15 protein-coding genes are annotated in these 17,157 nt (G+C 63.4%); 8 read left to right on the plus strand and 7 right to left on the minus strand.

Features of this window, described 5'->3' with window-relative positions; genetic code table 11:
• Positions 1-300 precede the first annotated feature (300 nt).
• Entirely contained in the window at positions 301-1,470 is a 1,170-nt protein-coding gene (locus QX124_RS09010; RefSeq protein WP_315734048.1) for a TAXI family TRAP transporter solute-binding subunit, read from the plus strand.
• A 111-nt stretch (positions 1,471-1,581) separates the two neighbouring features.
• Here the strand turns inward: QX124_RS09010 and maiA are convergent, their stop codons facing one another.
• The 3 genes from maiA to QX124_RS09025 form a co-directional block, all read right to left on the minus strand.
• The gene (maiA, locus tag QX124_RS09015) at positions 1,582-2,253 is read right to left on the minus strand and encodes a maleylacetoacetate isomerase (protein ID WP_315796952.1); all 672 of its coding nucleotides are present in this window, start codon (positions 2,251-2,253) and stop codon (positions 1,582-1,584) included.
• A 99-nt stretch (positions 2,254-2,352) separates the two neighbouring features.
• Positions 2,353-2,868 carry a cytochrome family protein gene (locus tag QX124_RS09020; RefSeq protein WP_315775335.1) on the minus strand — a complete coding sequence of 172 codons (516 nt, stop codon included), beginning with the start codon at positions 2,866-2,868 and terminating at the stop codon, positions 2,353-2,355.
• Positions 2,869-3,376: 508 nt separating this feature from the next.
• Positions 3,377-3,724, minus strand: a complete 348-nt coding sequence (locus QX124_RS09025) for a MerR family transcriptional regulator (RefSeq protein ID WP_315796953.1) — start codon at positions 3,722-3,724, stop codon at positions 3,377-3,379.
• 83 nt (positions 3,725-3,807) lie between these two features.
• Here QX124_RS09025 and QX124_RS09030 point away from each other — a divergent pair, with 83 nt between their 5' ends.
• The 5 genes from QX124_RS09030 (at position 3,808) to QX124_RS09045 (ending at position 10,903) form a co-directional block, all read left to right on the plus strand.
• The gene (locus tag QX124_RS09030) at positions 3,808-4,818 is read left to right on the plus strand and encodes an NAD(P)-dependent alcohol dehydrogenase (protein ID WP_315796954.1); all 1,011 of its coding nucleotides are present in this window, start codon (positions 3,808-3,810) and stop codon (positions 4,816-4,818) included.
• 600 nt (positions 4,819-5,418) lie between these two features.
• Positions 5,419-5,958 (plus strand): ankyrin repeat domain-containing protein, encoded by a 540-nt coding sequence (locus tag QX124_RS31845; protein ID WP_409997677.1) that lies wholly within the window; start codon positions 5,419-5,421, stop codon positions 5,956-5,958.
• A 95-nt stretch (positions 5,959-6,053) separates the two neighbouring features.
• On the plus strand, positions 6,054-7,064 hold the full coding sequence (locus QX124_RS09035) for a hypothetical protein (protein WP_315796955.1): 1,011 nt from the start codon (positions 6,054-6,056) through the stop codon (positions 7,062-7,064).
• 1,139 nt (positions 7,065-8,203) lie between these two features.
• The gene (flhA, locus tag QX124_RS09040; protein WP_315714040.1) at positions 8,204-10,330 is read left to right on the plus strand and encodes a flagellar biosynthesis protein FlhA; all 2,127 of its coding nucleotides are present in this window, start codon (positions 8,204-8,206) and stop codon (positions 10,328-10,330) included.
• A gap of 372 nt (positions 10,331-10,702) precedes the next feature.
• Positions 10,703-10,903 carry a hypothetical protein gene (locus tag QX124_RS09045; RefSeq protein ID WP_315734069.1) on the plus strand — a complete coding sequence of 67 codons (201 nt, stop codon included), beginning with the start codon at positions 10,703-10,705 and terminating at the stop codon, positions 10,901-10,903.
• Between the two features lie 131 nt (positions 10,904-11,034).
• Here the strand turns inward: QX124_RS09045 and QX124_RS09050 are convergent, their stop codons facing one another.
• The 4 genes from QX124_RS09050 to fliI all read right to left on the minus strand — a co-directional run bounded on the left by QX124_RS09050 (position 11,035) and on the right by fliI (position 14,628).
• Positions 11,035-12,024: an anti-sigma factor domain-containing protein gene (locus QX124_RS09050; protein ID WP_315796956.1), complete on the minus strand. Its 990-nt coding sequence runs from the start codon at positions 12,022-12,024 to the stop codon at positions 11,035-11,037.
• Positions 12,025-12,075: 51 nt separating this feature from the next.
• Positions 12,076-12,624, minus strand: coding sequence for a sigma-70 family RNA polymerase sigma factor (locus QX124_RS09055; RefSeq protein ID WP_315714037.1), 549 nt, complete (start codon positions 12,622-12,624; stop codon positions 12,076-12,078).
• A 152-nt stretch (positions 12,625-12,776) separates the two neighbouring features.
• Positions 12,777-13,196 carry a flagellar export protein FliJ gene (gene fliJ / locus QX124_RS09060; RefSeq protein WP_315714036.1) on the minus strand — a complete coding sequence of 140 codons (420 nt, stop codon included), beginning with the start codon at positions 13,194-13,196 and terminating at the stop codon, positions 12,777-12,779.
• Between the two features lie 109 nt (positions 13,197-13,305).
• Positions 13,306-14,628, minus strand: coding sequence for a flagellar protein export ATPase FliI (gene fliI, locus QX124_RS09065; protein WP_315734073.1), 1,323 nt, complete (start codon positions 14,626-14,628; stop codon positions 13,306-13,308).
• A 422-nt stretch (positions 14,629-15,050) separates the two neighbouring features.
• On the opposite strand from fliI, the gene ctrA reads away from it, so the two are divergent.
• Positions 15,051-15,752 (plus strand): response regulator transcription factor CtrA, encoded by a 702-nt coding sequence (gene ctrA / locus QX124_RS09070; protein ID WP_012046382.1) that lies wholly within the window; start codon positions 15,051-15,053, stop codon positions 15,750-15,752.
• A gap of 1,072 nt (positions 15,753-16,824) precedes the next feature.
• Positions 16,825-17,139 carry a hypothetical protein gene (locus tag QX124_RS09075; protein ID WP_315797167.1) on the plus strand — a complete coding sequence of 105 codons (315 nt, stop codon included), beginning with the start codon at positions 16,825-16,827 and terminating at the stop codon, positions 17,137-17,139.
• Positions 17,140-17,157 lie beyond the last annotated feature (18 nt).

Consider the following 17,157-nt stretch of genomic DNA (forward strand, 5'->3'; position numbering starts at 1 on the left):
GCTCACGACGGTCCGGCTTCGACCGCTCCCTGCAACCGCAAGCTGCACCGGTTTCCAGCGAGCCATTGTGGCCGCGTGCGATGAGGCGACGACTCTCGGACTGATATCGCGGCGTTTCTCCGTCCAGACCGAGGCGCAATCAAGCCTATGGCTTTTTGGTGGCGAGGATGCGCTTCGCAGCAGCCCCGGCTGCGCCCAACCGGCGAGTAGTAGACCTCATTCCTCAACCAAGGAGATAATGCGCGAAAATCGGCCGCGCCTCACGATCGCCGTGTGGCCGGCAACGGAGGAATTTGGGGCATGCGGGTCGCGTTGTTGAGTTGCGTCGTTGCGGCGGGATTGAGTCTGGTGGCACCGTTGCTGCCGGCCATGGCACAGACGGCGCGGACCGGAAGGCCGGCGGCGGCAACGGCCGCCGCGGCCGGCGAAGGCGGCAAGCTGCAGGAGTCCAACGAATGGACGGTCGGCGTCGCCGGCGGCCTGCTCGAAGGCACCAACATCCGTTTTGCGGCCGAGATGGCCAAGGTGCTCGACGACCGTCCGAACCTGCGCGTGCTGCCGATGGTGACCTACGGCGCGCTCGGCAACATCGAGGACCTGCTCTATCTGCGCGGCGTCGACGTCACCATCACCTCGGCCGACGTGCTCGATGAGTTCGTCCGCAACGGCACGCTCGCCAACATCAAGAACCGGATCCGCTACATCTGCTCGTTCTACATCAACGAGATGCACGTCTACGTCCGCCCGGAGATCAGGACGCTCGAGGATCTCGCCGGCAAGAAGGTCTCCTTCAACACCGTGGGCAGCGCCGCCAACCTCACCGGCGGCATCGTGTTCGACCGGCTCAAGATCGGCGCGGAAAAGGTGTTCATCAACAATTCGGTGGCGCTGGAGAAGATGCGCAGCGGCGAGATCGCCGGCGTCGTCCACGTCACCGGCAAGCCGACCGATCTGTTCGCCAAGTTCAAGCCCGAGCCGGGCTTCCACTTCCTGCCGATTCCGTTCGCGCGCAGCCTGCAGGACTACTACGTGCCGACCAAGCTGACGTCGCAGGACTATCCCAATCTGCTCAAGCCCGGCGAGAGCGTCGAGACCATCGGCGTGCCGCAGGTGCTGGCGGTCTACAACTGGCCGCCGGAGACCGAGCGCTACCGCCGCGTCGCGCGCTTCGTCGACTATCTGTTCAAGCGGTTCGATCAGTTCAAGCGGCCGCCGTTCCACCCCAAATGGAACGAGATCAGCCTCTCCTCCTCGCTGCCCGGCTGGACCCGCTTCCGCGCCGCGGAGGAGCTTTTGGCCAGCACGCGCGCGCCGCAGGCCGACGGCGCCGCCATCAAGCAGCAGTTCGACGAGTGGATGAGCGCAAGGGCGCCGACCGGCGGCCGGCGAATGAGCGAGGACGAAACAAGGGTGCTGTTCGAGCAGTTCCGCGACTGGATGAAGCGCGACGGCGGCCAGCCGGCGCGGTAGCGCCGATGGTTCTGGCGTAGAGCATGATCCGGAAAAGTGGAAACCGGTTTTCCCTCGCGACAAACGCCGAAGGCGTTTTGCGCGGAGATCATGCTCAACAAAGCGATGAGGCTACGGCGCAGCCGGCTTGGCGCGCAGCGCCGGCGGCGTGTCCGGCTGCGCCAGCGGATGGGCGGACGCGAAGGCCGGCAGCGCCATCGCGGCCTCGACGACGCGCTGCACCGTCGGCGTCGCGGCGAGGTCGAGGCCCTTATTGCGCGCGTAGACGGCGTGGCCGGCGAGGCAGATGTCGGCCATCGTCGGCGCATCGCCATGGCAGAACCGGCCGGTCGCGACATGGCCTGCAAGCTGGGCCTCGATCGCGACCAGCATCTCCGCCGTCCAGTGCCTGAGCCAGGCCGCGCGTGCCGCGTCGTCCACGTGCAGCACCTCGGTGAGATAGCGCTGCACCCGCGGCGTCGTCAGCGGATGCGCATCGCAGGCGATCATCGCCGCCAGCGCCCTCACCCGCGCGCGCCCCTTGGCATCGGCAGGCAGCAGCGCCGCGCCGGAACAGGTCTCGTCGAGATATTCGAGGATCGCCAGCGACTGCGTCAGCACGGTGCCGTCGTCGAGCACCAGCGCCGGCAGCGCCATCTGCGGGTTGAGCGCGGCATAGGCCTCGTCGCGATGCTGCTGCCGGTCGACATCGACCGCGACCTGCTCGTAGGCGATGCCCTTGAGGTTGAGCGCGATGCGCACGCGAAAGCTCGCAAGCGACTGCCAGAACGAATAGAGCTTCATGCGGGTCCCCCTTCACCTCAATATCGCATTTCAGCAACCAATATAGTTTCGATGAAGGCGCCCGCCGCTTCCGAATCGTCTTGCCCGAGGCTCGTCCCGTCACTCCGCGCCCGGCGTGAAGTCCTGGTCGGCAACGCCGGCGGTCTGCGGCACCTTGATGACCACGGCGGCGCGATTGAGCGCCTGGTGGCAGGAATTGCAGGCGGCCGTGAGGTCGGCATAGGAGCGCTCGAAGCGGCCGATGTCCTTCTGCTTGATGGCCTGCGCCAGCTCGTCGAACGGCTGCTGCGTCACCGCCGTCGTCATGTCGGCGAACGAATTGCCCTCGACCACCGGCTGCGCCCGGCTGACACGGTTGAACGCGCCCTTGAGATTGCCGAGCTCATAGGCGCTGAACGCCCAATTGCCGCTATGGCCGGCGATCCAGAGCCGGAGATGGCGCGGCTGGATGGTCGCGATCATCAGGTCGCTGACGGTCGGCAGATAGGCCGGTGCTGGTGCGGGCGTCGGCGTCTCCGCCCTTGGCGCGGCGATCGCGATCAGCGATGCAAGCCCGGCAAGGCCAGCGGCCGTCACTGTCAGCCGCAGACCATGGCGGAGCTTCGGTCGATGCATCTTCGGGTCTCCTGAGAAAGATTTAGAAGCCTTCTAAAGAGCAACATCCCGCATCGCCAATCGCAATCGCTGATCGCAGCGATCAGAAAAACTTGAAGCGTCACGCAGCGCGACGCGCATGATCCGGCCACATTGCCTGGTGCCGTGGGCACCATCGGCCCGCGCCCCCTCCAGGTCCAACTGGAATCGCCTGCAACCTCCGCGAATGGAAGCGGCGGATCACCCTGCTGATCCGCGCCAAGGCGCGATGAGACAGAGTTGATCGAGCCTGAGCAAAACCGCGAGAGCTCCTCCAAGTCTCTCCTGAAATTTTTGATTTATCGAAACAATCTGCTTTCTTTTTTTCCGAGTTGCTCGATCATCCCTGCGTCGGTGAGCGGTCAATGCGATGCGCCGCTTGCGGAGCGCGTCGCCGCGGTGCCTTGCGGGCCATGGCGGCAACACCCGGACGCCGACCGCCGCGGCCTGGTGATGACGCTTCGATGCCGTCCGGCCGTCGACAGAGAGCTCAGTTCACGCTCGACAGGAAGCCGGCCAGGATTGTCCGGCTCTGGCTCAGCGTCTCGATCCGTTGATCGATCAGGCCAACCTGCTCGGCCAAGATGCGTCGCAGATTGTCGCATGGCGTGAAAGCTGGCTGGTCGCTCTTCACGCATGGCAGCAACTGCTGGATCGTCTCCAGCGTCATCCCGGCCGCGCCGAGCAATTTGATCCGCCGCACGGTTTCCTCTTCCGCCGGGCCGTAGTCGCGATAACCGGCACCGGTCCGTCGCGGCGCCAGCAATCCCTGGTCTTCGTAGTAACGCAGCATCCGGACGCTGACCCGCGTCCTCCGGGAGAGCTCACCAATCTTCACCTGAAAACCTCTTGACCCTGACAGCGCTGTCAGACCTTACAGAGTCTGCTCATCCAGGTGAATGCCCTTGGAAAGGAGCAACCATGAAAGCCTATCATGTGAATGGCCATGCCGGTGCCGGTCGCCTCGTGCGGGTAGACGTCCGCAAGCCCGAACCCGGCAATGGCGAGGTCCGCATCCGCGTCGAGGCGGCGAGCCTCAACTACCGTGACCTCATCATCCTCGACCGCGCGGGCCAAGACGGGCTGGACGGCCGCATTCCGCTTTCCGACGGCGCAGGCGTCGTCGATGCCGTGGGCCCCGATGTCGTCCAATGGCAGGTCGGTGACCGGGTCGCCGCGTCGTTCTTTCGCGACTGGGTCTCGGGTCCGTTCAAGACCGACTACGTCGCGTCAGCGCTGGGCGGCAGCACGATGGATGGCATGCTGGCGGAGCATGTCGTGCTGCCGGCCACGGCGGTGGTCGCCGTGCCGGAGCACCTCACGTCGATCGAGGCCGCGACCCTGCCCTGCGCGGCCGTCACGGCCTGGCACGGCCTCATGACTCGCGGCGGGATGGGCCAAGGCGACACGCTGCTGGTGCAGGGCACCGGCGGCGTCGCGCTGTTCGGGCTCCAGTTCGCCACCGCGCTGGGCGCGCGTGCGATCGTGATCTCGTCGTCGGATGAGAAGCTCGCCCGTGCCAAGGCGCTCGGGGCGGCGATCCTGATCAACTACCGCACCACGCCTGACTGGGATGTGGCACTGATGACGGCGACCGACGGCCAAGGCGCCAGTCATATCCTCGAGCTCGGCGGCCCCGGCACCTATGACCGATCGATGCGATCGGTCGCCTCGGGTGGCAAGATCGTTCAGATCGGCGTCCTGACCGGATTCGGCCCGAAGCCCGACCTCGCGCGCCTGCAGTGGGAAAATGCCGATATCATCGGCGTCACCGTCGGATCGGTCGCGCATTTCACCGCGATGAATCGTTTCCTCAGCGAACACGCGATCCACCCGATCGTCGATCGGGTCTTCGGCTTCGACGAGGCACCGCAAGCGTTTGCCCATCTCCGGTCCGGCTCGCATTTCGGCAAGGTGGTCGTGACATTGTAGGCATGGAGGCAATGGCCGGCATCATCATGGGGCGGATCAGCTCATCGCGGCCAACGCTGCCGATGCCGCCATCTCAGGATGGCCGGCCTTGCGCATTTAGTTCAGCCCAGCAGCGTCACCGTAACCTCGCGCTACACTCGAGTTTCTGACCAGCACGCTGCTCGATGCGCCAATCGACCACACCTATGGCGAGTTGCTTCTGGAGAGGCGCTTCAGCTCGGCTAGCTTCACCGCGCCGCCCGGCCTAAAAGAACACGAACCTTGCCCACGCGCCGCCACAGCATCGCGCACGCCGATGGCTCGGCGTCGGGCGCGACGATCGGCGATCCCAATGGAGGGCGAAGACGTGGACTGACGGCGTGTCAATTCGCGGAACGCGACGGGATCGAGACAGCCAGATTGAAACACGTACCTCTCTGGCAGATTAGGAAGTGATATCCGCCAACAGCAAAGCACGGGAGAATTGCCTGAAGACTGATTGGAGGGACGTTCCAGCAATCCACATTATAATACCTCAGCCGGACGATCGCCCGACTTCAGTGGCACGAGCCTTGCTAAGTGTCAGTGGATAGTTGGAGCGCAACTTCGCGGGAGCCCATCATGCTTAGACGGCTCTATTCGGCCATTGGGATTGTGAGCACGGCGGCAATATGCGGCGTTTGGATTGTTAGTGCCGCTCCCGACTACTGGCTGAAAGTAGCAGCTCGGACCAATGCGGCGCTTGCCATAGAACCTTTGATTTATTTGGGGGCTCGACCGAACAGCCCGGCGATCGATGGCCAAGCTCTATGGATCGCCGCACTTATGGGTAATAGCGCGACCGTAAGAGCCCTTCTAGATGCGGGAGCAGACGTTCACGCTGCGGACGATTTCGCTCTAGCGGAAGCGGCGAAGTACGGCCGGACCGAAATTGTTCAGATACTGCTCGAAAGGGGAGCAAATATACACGCCGAGGACGATTTGGCCTTGCGCGTTGCGTCCAGCGCTGGACAGATCGAAACTGTTAGGCTCCTCCTACAGGCTGGAGCCAGTCCTCATGCTGCCGACAACGATGCGCTGAGGTGGGCGCGAATCGGTGGGCACCGAGGAATAATACAGCTACTGGAAGACTCGTCCCGGAAACGGGCTAACGACGGTTAGCTTCGTCAGCCAGCAGATCGCAAAACAATCAAAAAGACTTGTGACAGATACACCGAAATGCAATCATAAGATGAAGGCATTTGGGAGGGGGGAGGATGCTTGAAAATTCCTCGCGGAGCTTGTTTGCTCTCGGATTTTTTGCATTAGTCTCTTTTCCAACGAAGGCCGATGCCAGCTACTATATCGAACTATATAACTACTTTTCCCTCATTCCAGCACTGCCAATCGTAACTCCACAAAATGAGCGACCGGGTGACATTTATGATATCCCCGGCACGATATACGCCCGCAAAGCTGATTGTTTTCCAGAAGCTAAAGTCGATTCTTCTGAGACATACTTTCTAAGAGCCCTCACTTTAGACATCAGAAATCTATCCGGAGAAGCTGCAGCGGCTCGCGAGATGATCGGGCAGATCACCGCCGAAGCGGGAACATCACTCGAAAATTCCGTGAAAGTGTCGTTCGGAGAGAGCGGCAAAGTTAAGTGGGACCAGATCACTGTCCGCAACCTAGGCACCCTTCTGTCTGACCAGAATACCAAGAATGCCTGCCGTCAACGTCTACTCTCTTTGCTACGATCCACATCCGACGACCCGAATAGCGTTCCATGGATCATCCAATCAGTTTGGTACGCAACAGTGAACACTGCTTACCGAACAACGACTAGAGTGAGCGCAGCTGCGAGCGGGGTCATTAGATCGCGGCTATCTTCCGTTGACGCTAGTGGAGCTACTCAGACTGAACAGCAATCGGAGAGACTAACGATCGCAAATACAGGAAGAACCCCCTTTCCAATCGCTTGGCGACCGGCATTCATTTCGCAGTCACACTATGAATACATCCACCAATTACTATATGCAGATTGGCTTCGATCGTTGATGAAGCAGATTTATCTCAGCAAGTCCGATCAGGAGATCTTAGAGATCCTTAGAAAAGACTTTCAATTCGACTTCCGCAAAATTCCTACCCCTAAGGAGATTGCGCGTGACATGACTCGGGGCAAGCCAATCAGCTTCGAACCCGACAACAAGGAGCACCTCCTCTACATGCAAGCGACCGATGTGCTCATTGGAGTTTCTGAAGCTATCGCGGCGATCGGCAAGTGAAAGGCATCGGGAGATCAGAGTATCTTGAGTTACTTGCCGGCCGTAGCTGCATGATCCGTTGGATTGTGTAATTTCGCAGGAACGCCCTTGGTAGCAATGCGGCATTCCAAGGACGCCCCAAGAGATTCGCTAGAAGCGCGAGTATTTTGATTTACCGAGACTTTTCTATTTCATTTTTTCCGAATCCGTGCTTATATTGCGCCGTCCTGCTTCCGCCGGAGGGGCGTGTCGCGACCGTCACGAGACGTGGGGAGTGGGATGCGATGGGCGCAGGGAATCGCAGCGTGGCCTCTGGTCGCGCGGACGAACGGTTCGTTGCGCACGGCGAAATCGTGCGGTCCTGACACCCCGATGCTGGTGTCCCGCGGCTGGCGTGCGCAAGCGCGCCGTCGCGCATGGTGGCCAACAAGCCCGGTGCACCAGGGAGACCACGTATAAGCCGTTCCAACCGTCGCGCAGGGAAGGCCGGGTGTTTCGGCCAGACCTGTGGTGACTGCCGCCTGCTTTTTTTGCTGCAGGCGGGCCACGGGCGCGGCCAGCGCCCGGCCTTCCCTGCGCCCTCCATCCGATCGAGGGCGGACCTGACGCACAACTCGGGCGCGCGGCGCCGCGGGAGACGATGCCGCATGTCTGCGAGCGGAAATTCATTCGTGCTTGTTCGCAGTCAGGGCCGGCAGGGGCCTCATGGTTCGAGACGGCGCTGCGCGCCTCCTCACCATGAGGGTTTGGCGCCGAAACCGGAGCTGCATTTGGCCGTGAGCGGTGTGCTCATCGGGAGGAGCGCGATGGCCGGCACAATTCATCGTCCGGGTACGACCCTCGCTCCTCACCCTGAGGAGCCCGCCGTAGGCGGGCGTCTCGAAAGGCGAGGCCCGGATCGTGGTGGCGTAACGGAGATGCGGCAGGAGAGCGCATCCCGTCTCCCCCGCAACCCTTTGTTAACCGCCATTAACCGAACGCTAACCAACCACCGGGCAAAAATTGCCGAGTGGAATGTGCGTGTCGTGGTTGGGTGCAGTTGACGGAGGAGACCTTCCGTGGACGCCGGCGCGGTACCTCAGTTTCGGAACGGCGGCCCTGCGGCCGTCGCGCAGTCGTTTGGGGCCGGCACACGCGGCCGGCGGGAAGGGGCGAAAGCCATGGTCGACGTCACGGCGGGTCAGGGGGTCGGATCTCCGGCCGGCGGGTTCTCATTCGCTGACCTCAAGACAGCAGTCCTGCGCGGCGACATCGCGCTGGCGCTCGGCATCCTCACCATCCTGGTGGTGCTGATCCTGCCGCTGCCCTCGCTGGTGCTCGATCTGTTCCTGGCGATCTCGATCACCCTGTCGATCCTGATCCTGATGACCGCCTTGTTCATCCAGGCACCGCTGGAATTCTCCTCCTTCCCGACCATCCTCCTGATCTCCACGATGCTGCGGCTGTCGCTCAACCTGGCTTCGACCCGGCTGATCCTGTCGCGCGGCCACGAGGGCACCGATGCGGCCGGGCACGTCATCGAGGCGTTCGGCAACTTCGTGATGAGCGGCAATTTCGTCATCGGCATCATCGTGTTCGCGATCCTGGTGACGGTGAACTTCGTCGTCATCACCAAGGGTTCGGGCCGCATCGCCGAGGTCGCGGCGCGCTTCCATCTGGACTCCATGCCCGGCAAGCAGATGGCGATCGACGCCGACCTCTCCGCCGGCCTGATCGACGAGAAGGTCGCCAAGATCAGGCGCAAGGAGCTGGAGGACGAAAGCGGCTTCTTCGGCGCCATGGACGGCGCCTCGAAATTCGTTCGCGGCGACGCGGTCGCCGGCCTGCTCGTCGTCTTCATCAACATCATCGGCGGCATCATCATCGGCGTCGCCCAGCAGGGTCTCGGCTTTGCCGAGGCCGCCCGCACCTACACCACGCTGACCGTCGGCGACGGCCTCGTGACCCAGGTGCCGGCGCTGATCGTCTCGACCGCCGCGGGCCTCCTGGTCTCCAAGGCCGGCGTCAGCGGTGCCGCCGACAAGGCGCTGATCAAGCAGTTCTCGGGCTATCCGCAGGCGCTCGGCATGTCGGCCGCCGTGATGCTGGTGCTGGCGCTGCTGCCGGGCATCCCGACCCTTCCGTTCCTGGCGCTCGGCGGCGGCGCCGCCGCGCTCGCCCTCAAGGCGCGCAAGCAGAAGGAGGTCGCGAAGGCCGAGGAGGTCGCCGCGGCTGCAGCGCCGGCGGCTGCTGCCACCGCCGCGGCCGCCGAGGAGCCGATCTCGGCCGCGCTCAAGATCGACGACCTCAAGATCGAGCTCGGCTATGCGCTGCTGCCGCTCGTGAACGCACCCGACGGCACCGACCGCCTGACCGACCAGATCAAGGCGCTGCGCCGGTCGCTCGCGATCGAGATGGGTTTCGTGATGCCATCGGTGCGCATCCTCGACAACGTGCAGCTCGAGGCCAACACCTACATCATCAAGATCAAGGAGGTCGACGCCGGCTCCGGCAAGATCTGGCCGAGCCAGTTCATGGTCATGGACCCCGGCGGCAACCAGGTCGCGGTGCCCGGCATCCACACGACGGAGCCGACCTTCGGCCTGCCCGCCACCTGGGTCGACGCCGGCCTGAAGGAAGAGGCGACGCTCAAGGGCTACACGGTCGTCGACGCGGCGACCGTGCTGTCGACGCACCTGACCGAGCTGCTCAAGGCCAACATGAGCGACCTGCTCTCCTACGGCGAGGTGCAGAAGCTCCTGAAGGAGCTGCCGAAGGAGCAGAGCGAGCTGGTCAAGGACATCGTGCCGACGCAGATCACGATTTCCGGCATCCAGCGCGTGCTGCAGCTGCTGTTGTCGGAGCGCATCTCGATCCGCGACCTCTCGACCATCCTCGAAGGCATCGCCGACGCGCTCGCGTTCTCGCGCAACCCGGCCACGATCGTCGAGCATGTCCGCGCCCGCCTCGCCCGCCAGATCTGCGCCCAGAACACCTCGCCGATGGGCTACCTGCCGCTGATCGCGCTGTCGGCGAGGTGGGAGCAGGCGTTTGCGGAATCGCTGATCGGCCAGGGCGAGGAGCGCAGCCTGGCGATGCAGCCGTCGAAGCTGTCGGAGTTCATGACCGCGACGCGCGATGCGTTCGAGCGCGCCGCGCGCGAGGGCGAATCGCCGGTGCTGGTGACGTCGGCCGCGATCCGGCCCTTCGTCCGCTCGCTGGTCGAGCGCTTCCGCGCCCAGACCACGGTGCTGTCGCAGGCCGAAATCCATCCGCGGGCGCGGCTGAAGACGGTGGGGAGCGTGTGACGGCTGGCGTTGCGGAACCGCGGAATCCCGAGCGCGTTTGATCAGCGGGGCCGGCGCCAGGCGCCGGCTTTTGCCGTTTTTACCGGCAGACCACCCCTTGCTTTACCGCCACAGGCAAACAAATTCTTAAATTTGCGTTAAGTGGCTGAAGTTTCATCCGCACACCGAACAACAAGTCAAGTTATTGATATAGCTATATAAATGTATGTTTCATCGACTTTCGATCGCGAAGCATCACGCCTTATCACACACTTGTGATGTGGTCTACGAAACAGAATTGAGGTTTCCTACGTTAGTTCACGCGAGACGATGAACCGGAAAGCCCCCGGCTCACACGAATCAGCGAAGGACGGAAGACGGCAGGAGGCTTCCATGAACCACTCGATTTACAGCGCGGATCGGACCACCCACCTCAAGATCGTGGTGGTGGCGCTCGTGGCTGGCATCGCAGTGGCCGGCTTCGGCATCTCCGCCCGTCTCAACGCGGAGCCGAACTACGCGCAGACGGCAAAGGTCCTCAAGGCCGGCAAGCCGGTCGTGGTGACGAGTTCGGAGACGTCGCTGGTTCGCTGACAGGAATTTCCCGAATTCACGCGGTTCTCACAGCCCCCCAACTGGCCGCGTGGATATGTAGTAGACCCAACCCCAAGTCGACTACTGAAAACGCCCGCTCCCCACGGGCGTTTTCTTTTTTGGGCCCTGAATCACCGCGCCGGCGGCACCGTCTCGATCAGCTTGCCGGTAAACACGATCGGCCCGGTCGCCTGCCCGGTCGGCGACCCGCCCTCGGGCTCGACCGTGACGGCGTAGGTCGCGCGACTCACGGTGTCGGCGTCGTAGGACGAGAGAACGGGACGGCTGGTGAAGTCGCTGCCACCGATCACGCCGAGCGAGCGCGGCTTCTGCAGCTTGTCGGACACGAGCCACAGCTCGAAGCTCTTGCCCGGCTCCGGCGCAGCGCCGACCCGGCGCACGGTGTAGCTTTTGCTGGCAGCATCGACGGTCAAGATGAACGCCGGCGACGCCGCGTCCTTCTGCAGGAGGGCAACGAACTGGGCGGAGGGTTGCGCGACCGGCACCTTGACCTCCACAGTCTGGATCCGCGGCTTCGGCCGCAATGGCTGCGGCAAGAGATCGGGGCGGTAAACCTGGACACCGACCAGCGCGAGCAGCACGGCCGCGAGCGCGGTCATGCTGTTGGCAACCGCGCGCAACTGCCGGACCTTGGACGAGAGCCGCACCACATTCGCATCGTCATTCGCGATCTCATGCGCTGCAGACGCGCTGCGCATCGCGGCGACGGCCGCGACCTCAGGCTCGGGCGCCTCGACCGAAGCCGCTTCGATCGGCAGGGCTTCCGCCGCGACAGGCGAACCCTCGGGAGGCGCAGGGTCAGGATGAACAGCAAAGACTGGAGCCTCGGCCACCGCCACCGGTTCAGCCGGCGGCGCGCTCTCGGCGAACGCGCGCAACCGCGCGATCTCGGCCTTGATGCGCTCCCACAGCTCGGGGCGCGGCTCGACCAGCCCGACCATCTGGTTGAGCGGACCGAGACGAAATTCCCACGCCTGGACCAGCGCGACAAAATCCTTGTCGACCGCCATCATGGTCTCGACCTGCGCCCGTTCGGCGGCGTCGAGCGTCCCGAGCGCATATTCCGCCGCCAGCGCGATATGGTCTTCGCTATACGCCATCACAGGTCCAGGTCACGTCCTACAAGGTCTCTCGCCGGCTCGAACGGCACCTCATCCGAGACCGAGGCATTGGCGGATGTCCATCATGCTCCGCCGCAACCAGGTCTTCACCGTGTTCACCGGCGCCTCGAACTTGGTCGCCAATTGCTCGCGGCTCCAGCCGTTATAGTAGGCAAGCAGCACGAGCTTCTGGCGGTCGGGCTCGAGCTGGCCGACACATTCCAAAAGACGCTTGAGCTCCTCCGACATCTCGCGCCGCGCCAGCGGATCCGGCGTCTCGGCCGCAACCTCGAGCGCGGAGGGCTCATCCTCCAAAGACAACTCACCGCGCTTGCGCACCAGGTCGATGGCGCGGTTGCGGGCGATGGCGGCCATCCAGGTGATCGGGGAAGAAACGGCCGGGTTGAACTGTGCAGCGTTGTTCCAGACCTTCACATAGGTTTCCTGGACGACCTCCTCGGCGAGGTCCTGTCGGTGCAAGATACGGAGCACGACGCCATAGAGTTTCGCGCGCGTCGCCGCGTAGAGGCGCTCGAAGGCGGCCTCGTCCCCCTTGGCAACAGCGGCAAGCAACCAGACCAGCTCTGCCGGCGTCAGCATTTGGCGTCCCCGAAAATCGCCCCACTCCCTCGTTCGAGCCTACGTCCTCCCGTAGCACAAGTCCTGGGCAACTCTCCACCGGGGCGGGCGCGACGAAAAACCCGGACCTCGCGGCCCGGGTTTTCGAAAGCGACAGCGCGACGGCGACAGGCTCAGGCGATGACGCCGAGCCGGGCGCGCATCAGACCGATAGAGTCCATGTCGGCCTGCTCGCGGGCGCTCTCCTCGGCCTTTTCGCGGGCCTGGTCACGCTCGTCGAGCAGTTCGACCTTCTTCATCTCCTCGAACGCCTCGGACAACGCGGCCTTGGCGTCCTCGAGCTGGGTGCGCAGCTCGTCGGCCGAGCGCGTCAGGTTTTCCCGGCGCTGGATCGCGGCCTTGGCGTAGGTCGGATAGGCAAAATGGGTCGGGTCGTTGATGCCGGCCCGCTCCTGCTCGGTCTGGATCTCCCGCTCGAGCTCGGCCGACATGCGCTGGAAGTCAGCGATCATGCCCTCGATCTGCGTCACCCGGCGGCGTTTCTCATCCACCTGAAACTTCTTCAGACGGATCAGCGTTTCGCGCGACTTCATCGACTCATACTCCCCAGAAGTCCCGTGTACGGCGCGGGACAGGGCCGGCCGCCCTCCCTGGGCTCGCCGACTAGGCTCGTTACATGGAGGGGATGATTACCCGACAAAGTTAGCTTTCCGTTTCCAAGCGCCCCAGGATCTGTTCCAGTTCCCGATACCCGCTTTGCAACGTCGAGACCTCGTCCTTGCGCTGGCGCAGGAACGCCTCCAACGGCTCGTGCAGCCGGATCGCCTCGTCGACCTCCGGACTGGAACCGGCGCGGTAGGCGCCGAGCCGGATCAGCTCCTCCATGTCGGCGTAGGTCGCCATCACTTGGCGCGCCCGCATGATGGTCGGCAAGAATACGGGGTCGGCCGATTTCGGCATCGTCCGCGACACGGATTTGAGGACGTTGATCGCCGGATAGCGGCCGCGTTCGGCGATCGAACGCTGCATCACGACGTGGCCGTCGAGAATGCCGCGCACCGCATCCGCCACCGGCTCGTTGTGATCGTCGCCATCGACCAGCACCGTGAAAATCCCAGTGATGGTGCCGTCGCCGCTGCCCGGCCCCGCCCTCTCCAGCAGTTTCGGCAGCTCGGTGAACACGGTGGGCGTGTAGCCCTTGGCAGTCGGCGGCTCGCCAGCCGACAGCCCGATCTCGCGCTGCGCCATCGCAAAGCGCGTCACAGAGTCCATTAGACAAAGGACATCCTTGCCCTCGTCGCGGAAATATTCGGAGATCGCGAGCGTCAGATACGCCGCCTGCCTTCGCATCAGCGCCGGCTCGTCGGAGGTCGCGACCACGACGACCGAGCGCGCGAGACCCTCATCGCCGAGATCGTCCTGCAGGAACTCCTGCACCTCGCGGCCGCGCTCGCCGATCAGTCCGATCACCGACACCGCCGCATCGACGTTGCGCGCCAGCATCGACAGTAGCACGGATTTGCCGACGCCCGAGCCGGCGAAGATGCCGAGCCGCTGGCCGCGGCAACAGGTGAGAAAGGTGTTCAATGCGCGGACGCCGAGATCGAGCGGCGAGCCGACGCGCCTGCGCGAATGCGCCGGCGGCGGATTGTTCCGATAAGGAACTGGCGAGGCGCCCTGCGGCAGCGGCCCCTTGCCGTCGATCGGCTCGCCCATCGCATTGATGACGCGGCCGAGCCAGGCCGGCGACGGCCGCACCTGGTTGGCCGCATTGGCGATCACGGCGCGGCAGCCGCGGCGCACGCCCTCCAGCCCGGCGAACGGCATCACCACGGCATTCTTGCCGGAGAAACCGATTACTTCGGCAGGGATGTAATTATTGCCGGTCTCGATCACGATGCGCGCGCCGACCGACATCGCATGAATCGGCCCGGCGATCTCCACCATGAGTCCCTTCACGCCGACGACACGCCCATAGGTGTTCACGGCGTCGATGTCGCTGATCTGCTCGGCCAGGGCCTTCATTGCCAAAGCACCTTCATCGCGAGAGAAAGTTCATTGCGCCAGAGCCTTCATTGCGAAAACCTTAAGTAGGGGCAGATTCGCGTCGTCGGCTTAACTCTGTGTTTACTCGCATCATTAATCATTACGTCATGGTCTGGAGTGACTGACGTGCTTCGCTTTGCCGCCTTCAAAAAGCGGTGAGATCTGAGAGTCGGTTAGGTCCATCTCTTAACATGGAGCTTGAACGAGGACGGCTAAGAAAAACTGCCTTATCGCAACACCTTACGGCGATTCGATAAAAATTGCACGGATAGAGCTTGCGGAGGGGAATCAGGATTTGTTAACCATCTCTCGTCAGGATCCGAATCAGTTGTTCAAAGGCGTTTTGAGTGCCGCGATGGCGGCCGACCTGACGCCCGGAGCGGCGACTATGGGGAACTGGCATGCGCGTTTTGCTGATTGAGGATGACAGCGCCGTCGCGCAGTCGATCGAGCTGATGTTGAAGTCTGAGAGCTTCAACGTCTACACGACTGACCTTGGCGAAGAAGGCGTCGACCTCGGCAAGTTGTACGATTACGACATCATCCTTCTCGACCTCAATCTGCCCGACATGTCCGGTTACGACGTGCTCAAGCAGCTGCGCGTCTCGAAGATCAAGACGCCGATCCTGATCCTCTCCGGCCTCGCCGGGATCGAGGACAAGGTCAAGGGTCTCGGCTTCGGCGCCGACGACTACATGACCAAGCCGTTCCACAAGGACGAGCTGATCGCCCGCATCCACGCGATCGTCCGCCGTTCCAAGGGCCACGCCCAGTCGGTCATCCAGACCGGCGACCTCGTCGTCAACCTGGACACCAAGACGGTGGAGGTCGGCGGCCAGCGCGTGCACCTGACCGGCAAGGAATACCAGATGCTGGAGCTGCTCTCGCTCCGCAAGGGCACCACGCTCACCAAGGAGATGTTCCTCAACCATCTCTACGGCGGCATGGACGAGCCCGAGCTGAAGATCATCGACGTCTTCATCTGCAAGCTGCGCAAGAAGCTCGCCAACGCCTCCGAAGGCCGCAACTTCATCGAGACTGTCTGGGGCCGCGGCTACGTGCTGCGCGAGCCGCACGACATGGACGAGCGCATCCCTGCCTGATCTTTCACTGGGTACTCCGGCAGGCCTCACCGGCTTGCCCCTCCCAGACTGGGCCCCGCCGCAAATGGCGGGGTTTTTGTTTGTGGGGGTGTGATTGCTGTGGGGCCGGTGCTTGTTTGCTCGGAGCCTTGGGGGCGCTCGACCCAAACTCTCGCGACCCGATCAGTGCGCTCCCCTCCCCCTTGCGGGGAGGGGTCGGGGGTGGGGGTCCACGGAAATGGACTTCATGGAAGCCACCCCACCGACAGCTGATTAGTCATCCCTATCAGCGCACACCCCGCTCGTGCCTGCATGCGCCACAAACTTCGTTCGGAGCAAGAAACCCCCACCCCCAACCCCTCCCCGCAAGGGGGAGGGGAGCCCACCGCTTCTGCCGCGCCTACGCGCCTCAAACCCCGAACTCCCCAAACACGACCGCCCTCGCCTTCCAGCAATGCGAGCACAAAGCTCGATAGAGCCTCGACCGCGATCCACGCCCCGCGCTTCAAACCTTCCGTCATCCCAAGCTTTCGCGATCTCGCGGCGCCCAGCGCCCGAGCTATGCATCCATCTCACCGCCCTCCTCTCACTGAGGGCGCAGGGAAGGCCGGGCGCTGGCCGCGCCCGTGGCCCGCCTGCAAAAGATAAGCAGGCGGCAGTCACCACAGGTCTGGCCGAAACACCCGGCCTCCCTGCGCGATGGCTTTACGAATTATACGCGATCTCCCTGGGGACCGGCTGTCTTGCCCCCATCACCCGCGGGCAGCTCATCAGCAACGCCCACAAGCTTGACCTCAGCACCGGGAGGCCAGGACCACGCGACTTCACCGTGCGCCGGGGATCGTTCGTCGGCACGGCCAAGCCATGCTGCGACCCCACAGCGGCATCCCACACCCGACGTCCGTGACGACCGCGAAGCGTCCCCTCGTTGGGGCGGGACGGCGCGCAGTAAAGCACAATTTTCGGAAAAACAAAATAGAATTTCGATAAACAGAAACCGTATTTCTTTCAGGCGTTCGAGCGGCCACCGCCAAGGCTTGCGTTCCCGATCGAGACCCTGTCGAACGCTCCTGTTTCGGATCGGCGATCTGCCATGAGCGGCTTCGCGCAAGTCACCTGCGATGCCCATGCGGCGCAGAGCTCGGTCCCAATTCCGATCACCACGCTCGGCGGGGTGGTGTCGACCAGTTGCCAGAACGTGCTGAGCGGCGATCGGCTTCTGGTCGACATGACGACCGGCGTTTCGCAAGTCGAAGTCGATAGCGGTACGGTGAAGGCATCGGTCAAACCCGTCCTCAGTGGCATGTTGCGGAGCGACATCGGCTCCGCCGGTCACCGCGCCAAAGCCGAAGAAATGATGCCAAAAGTCGTGCGGACCGTGACGTCGCACCCGCTTTTGGTACCTTGAGTTGCATCAAAGATGGTC

Origin of the sequence: Bradyrhizobium sp. SZCCHNRI3043 (genome assembly GCF_032377735.1) — a bacterium.
Taxonomy (GTDB): domain Bacteria; phylum Pseudomonadota; class Alphaproteobacteria; order Rhizobiales; family Xanthobacteraceae; genus Bradyrhizobium.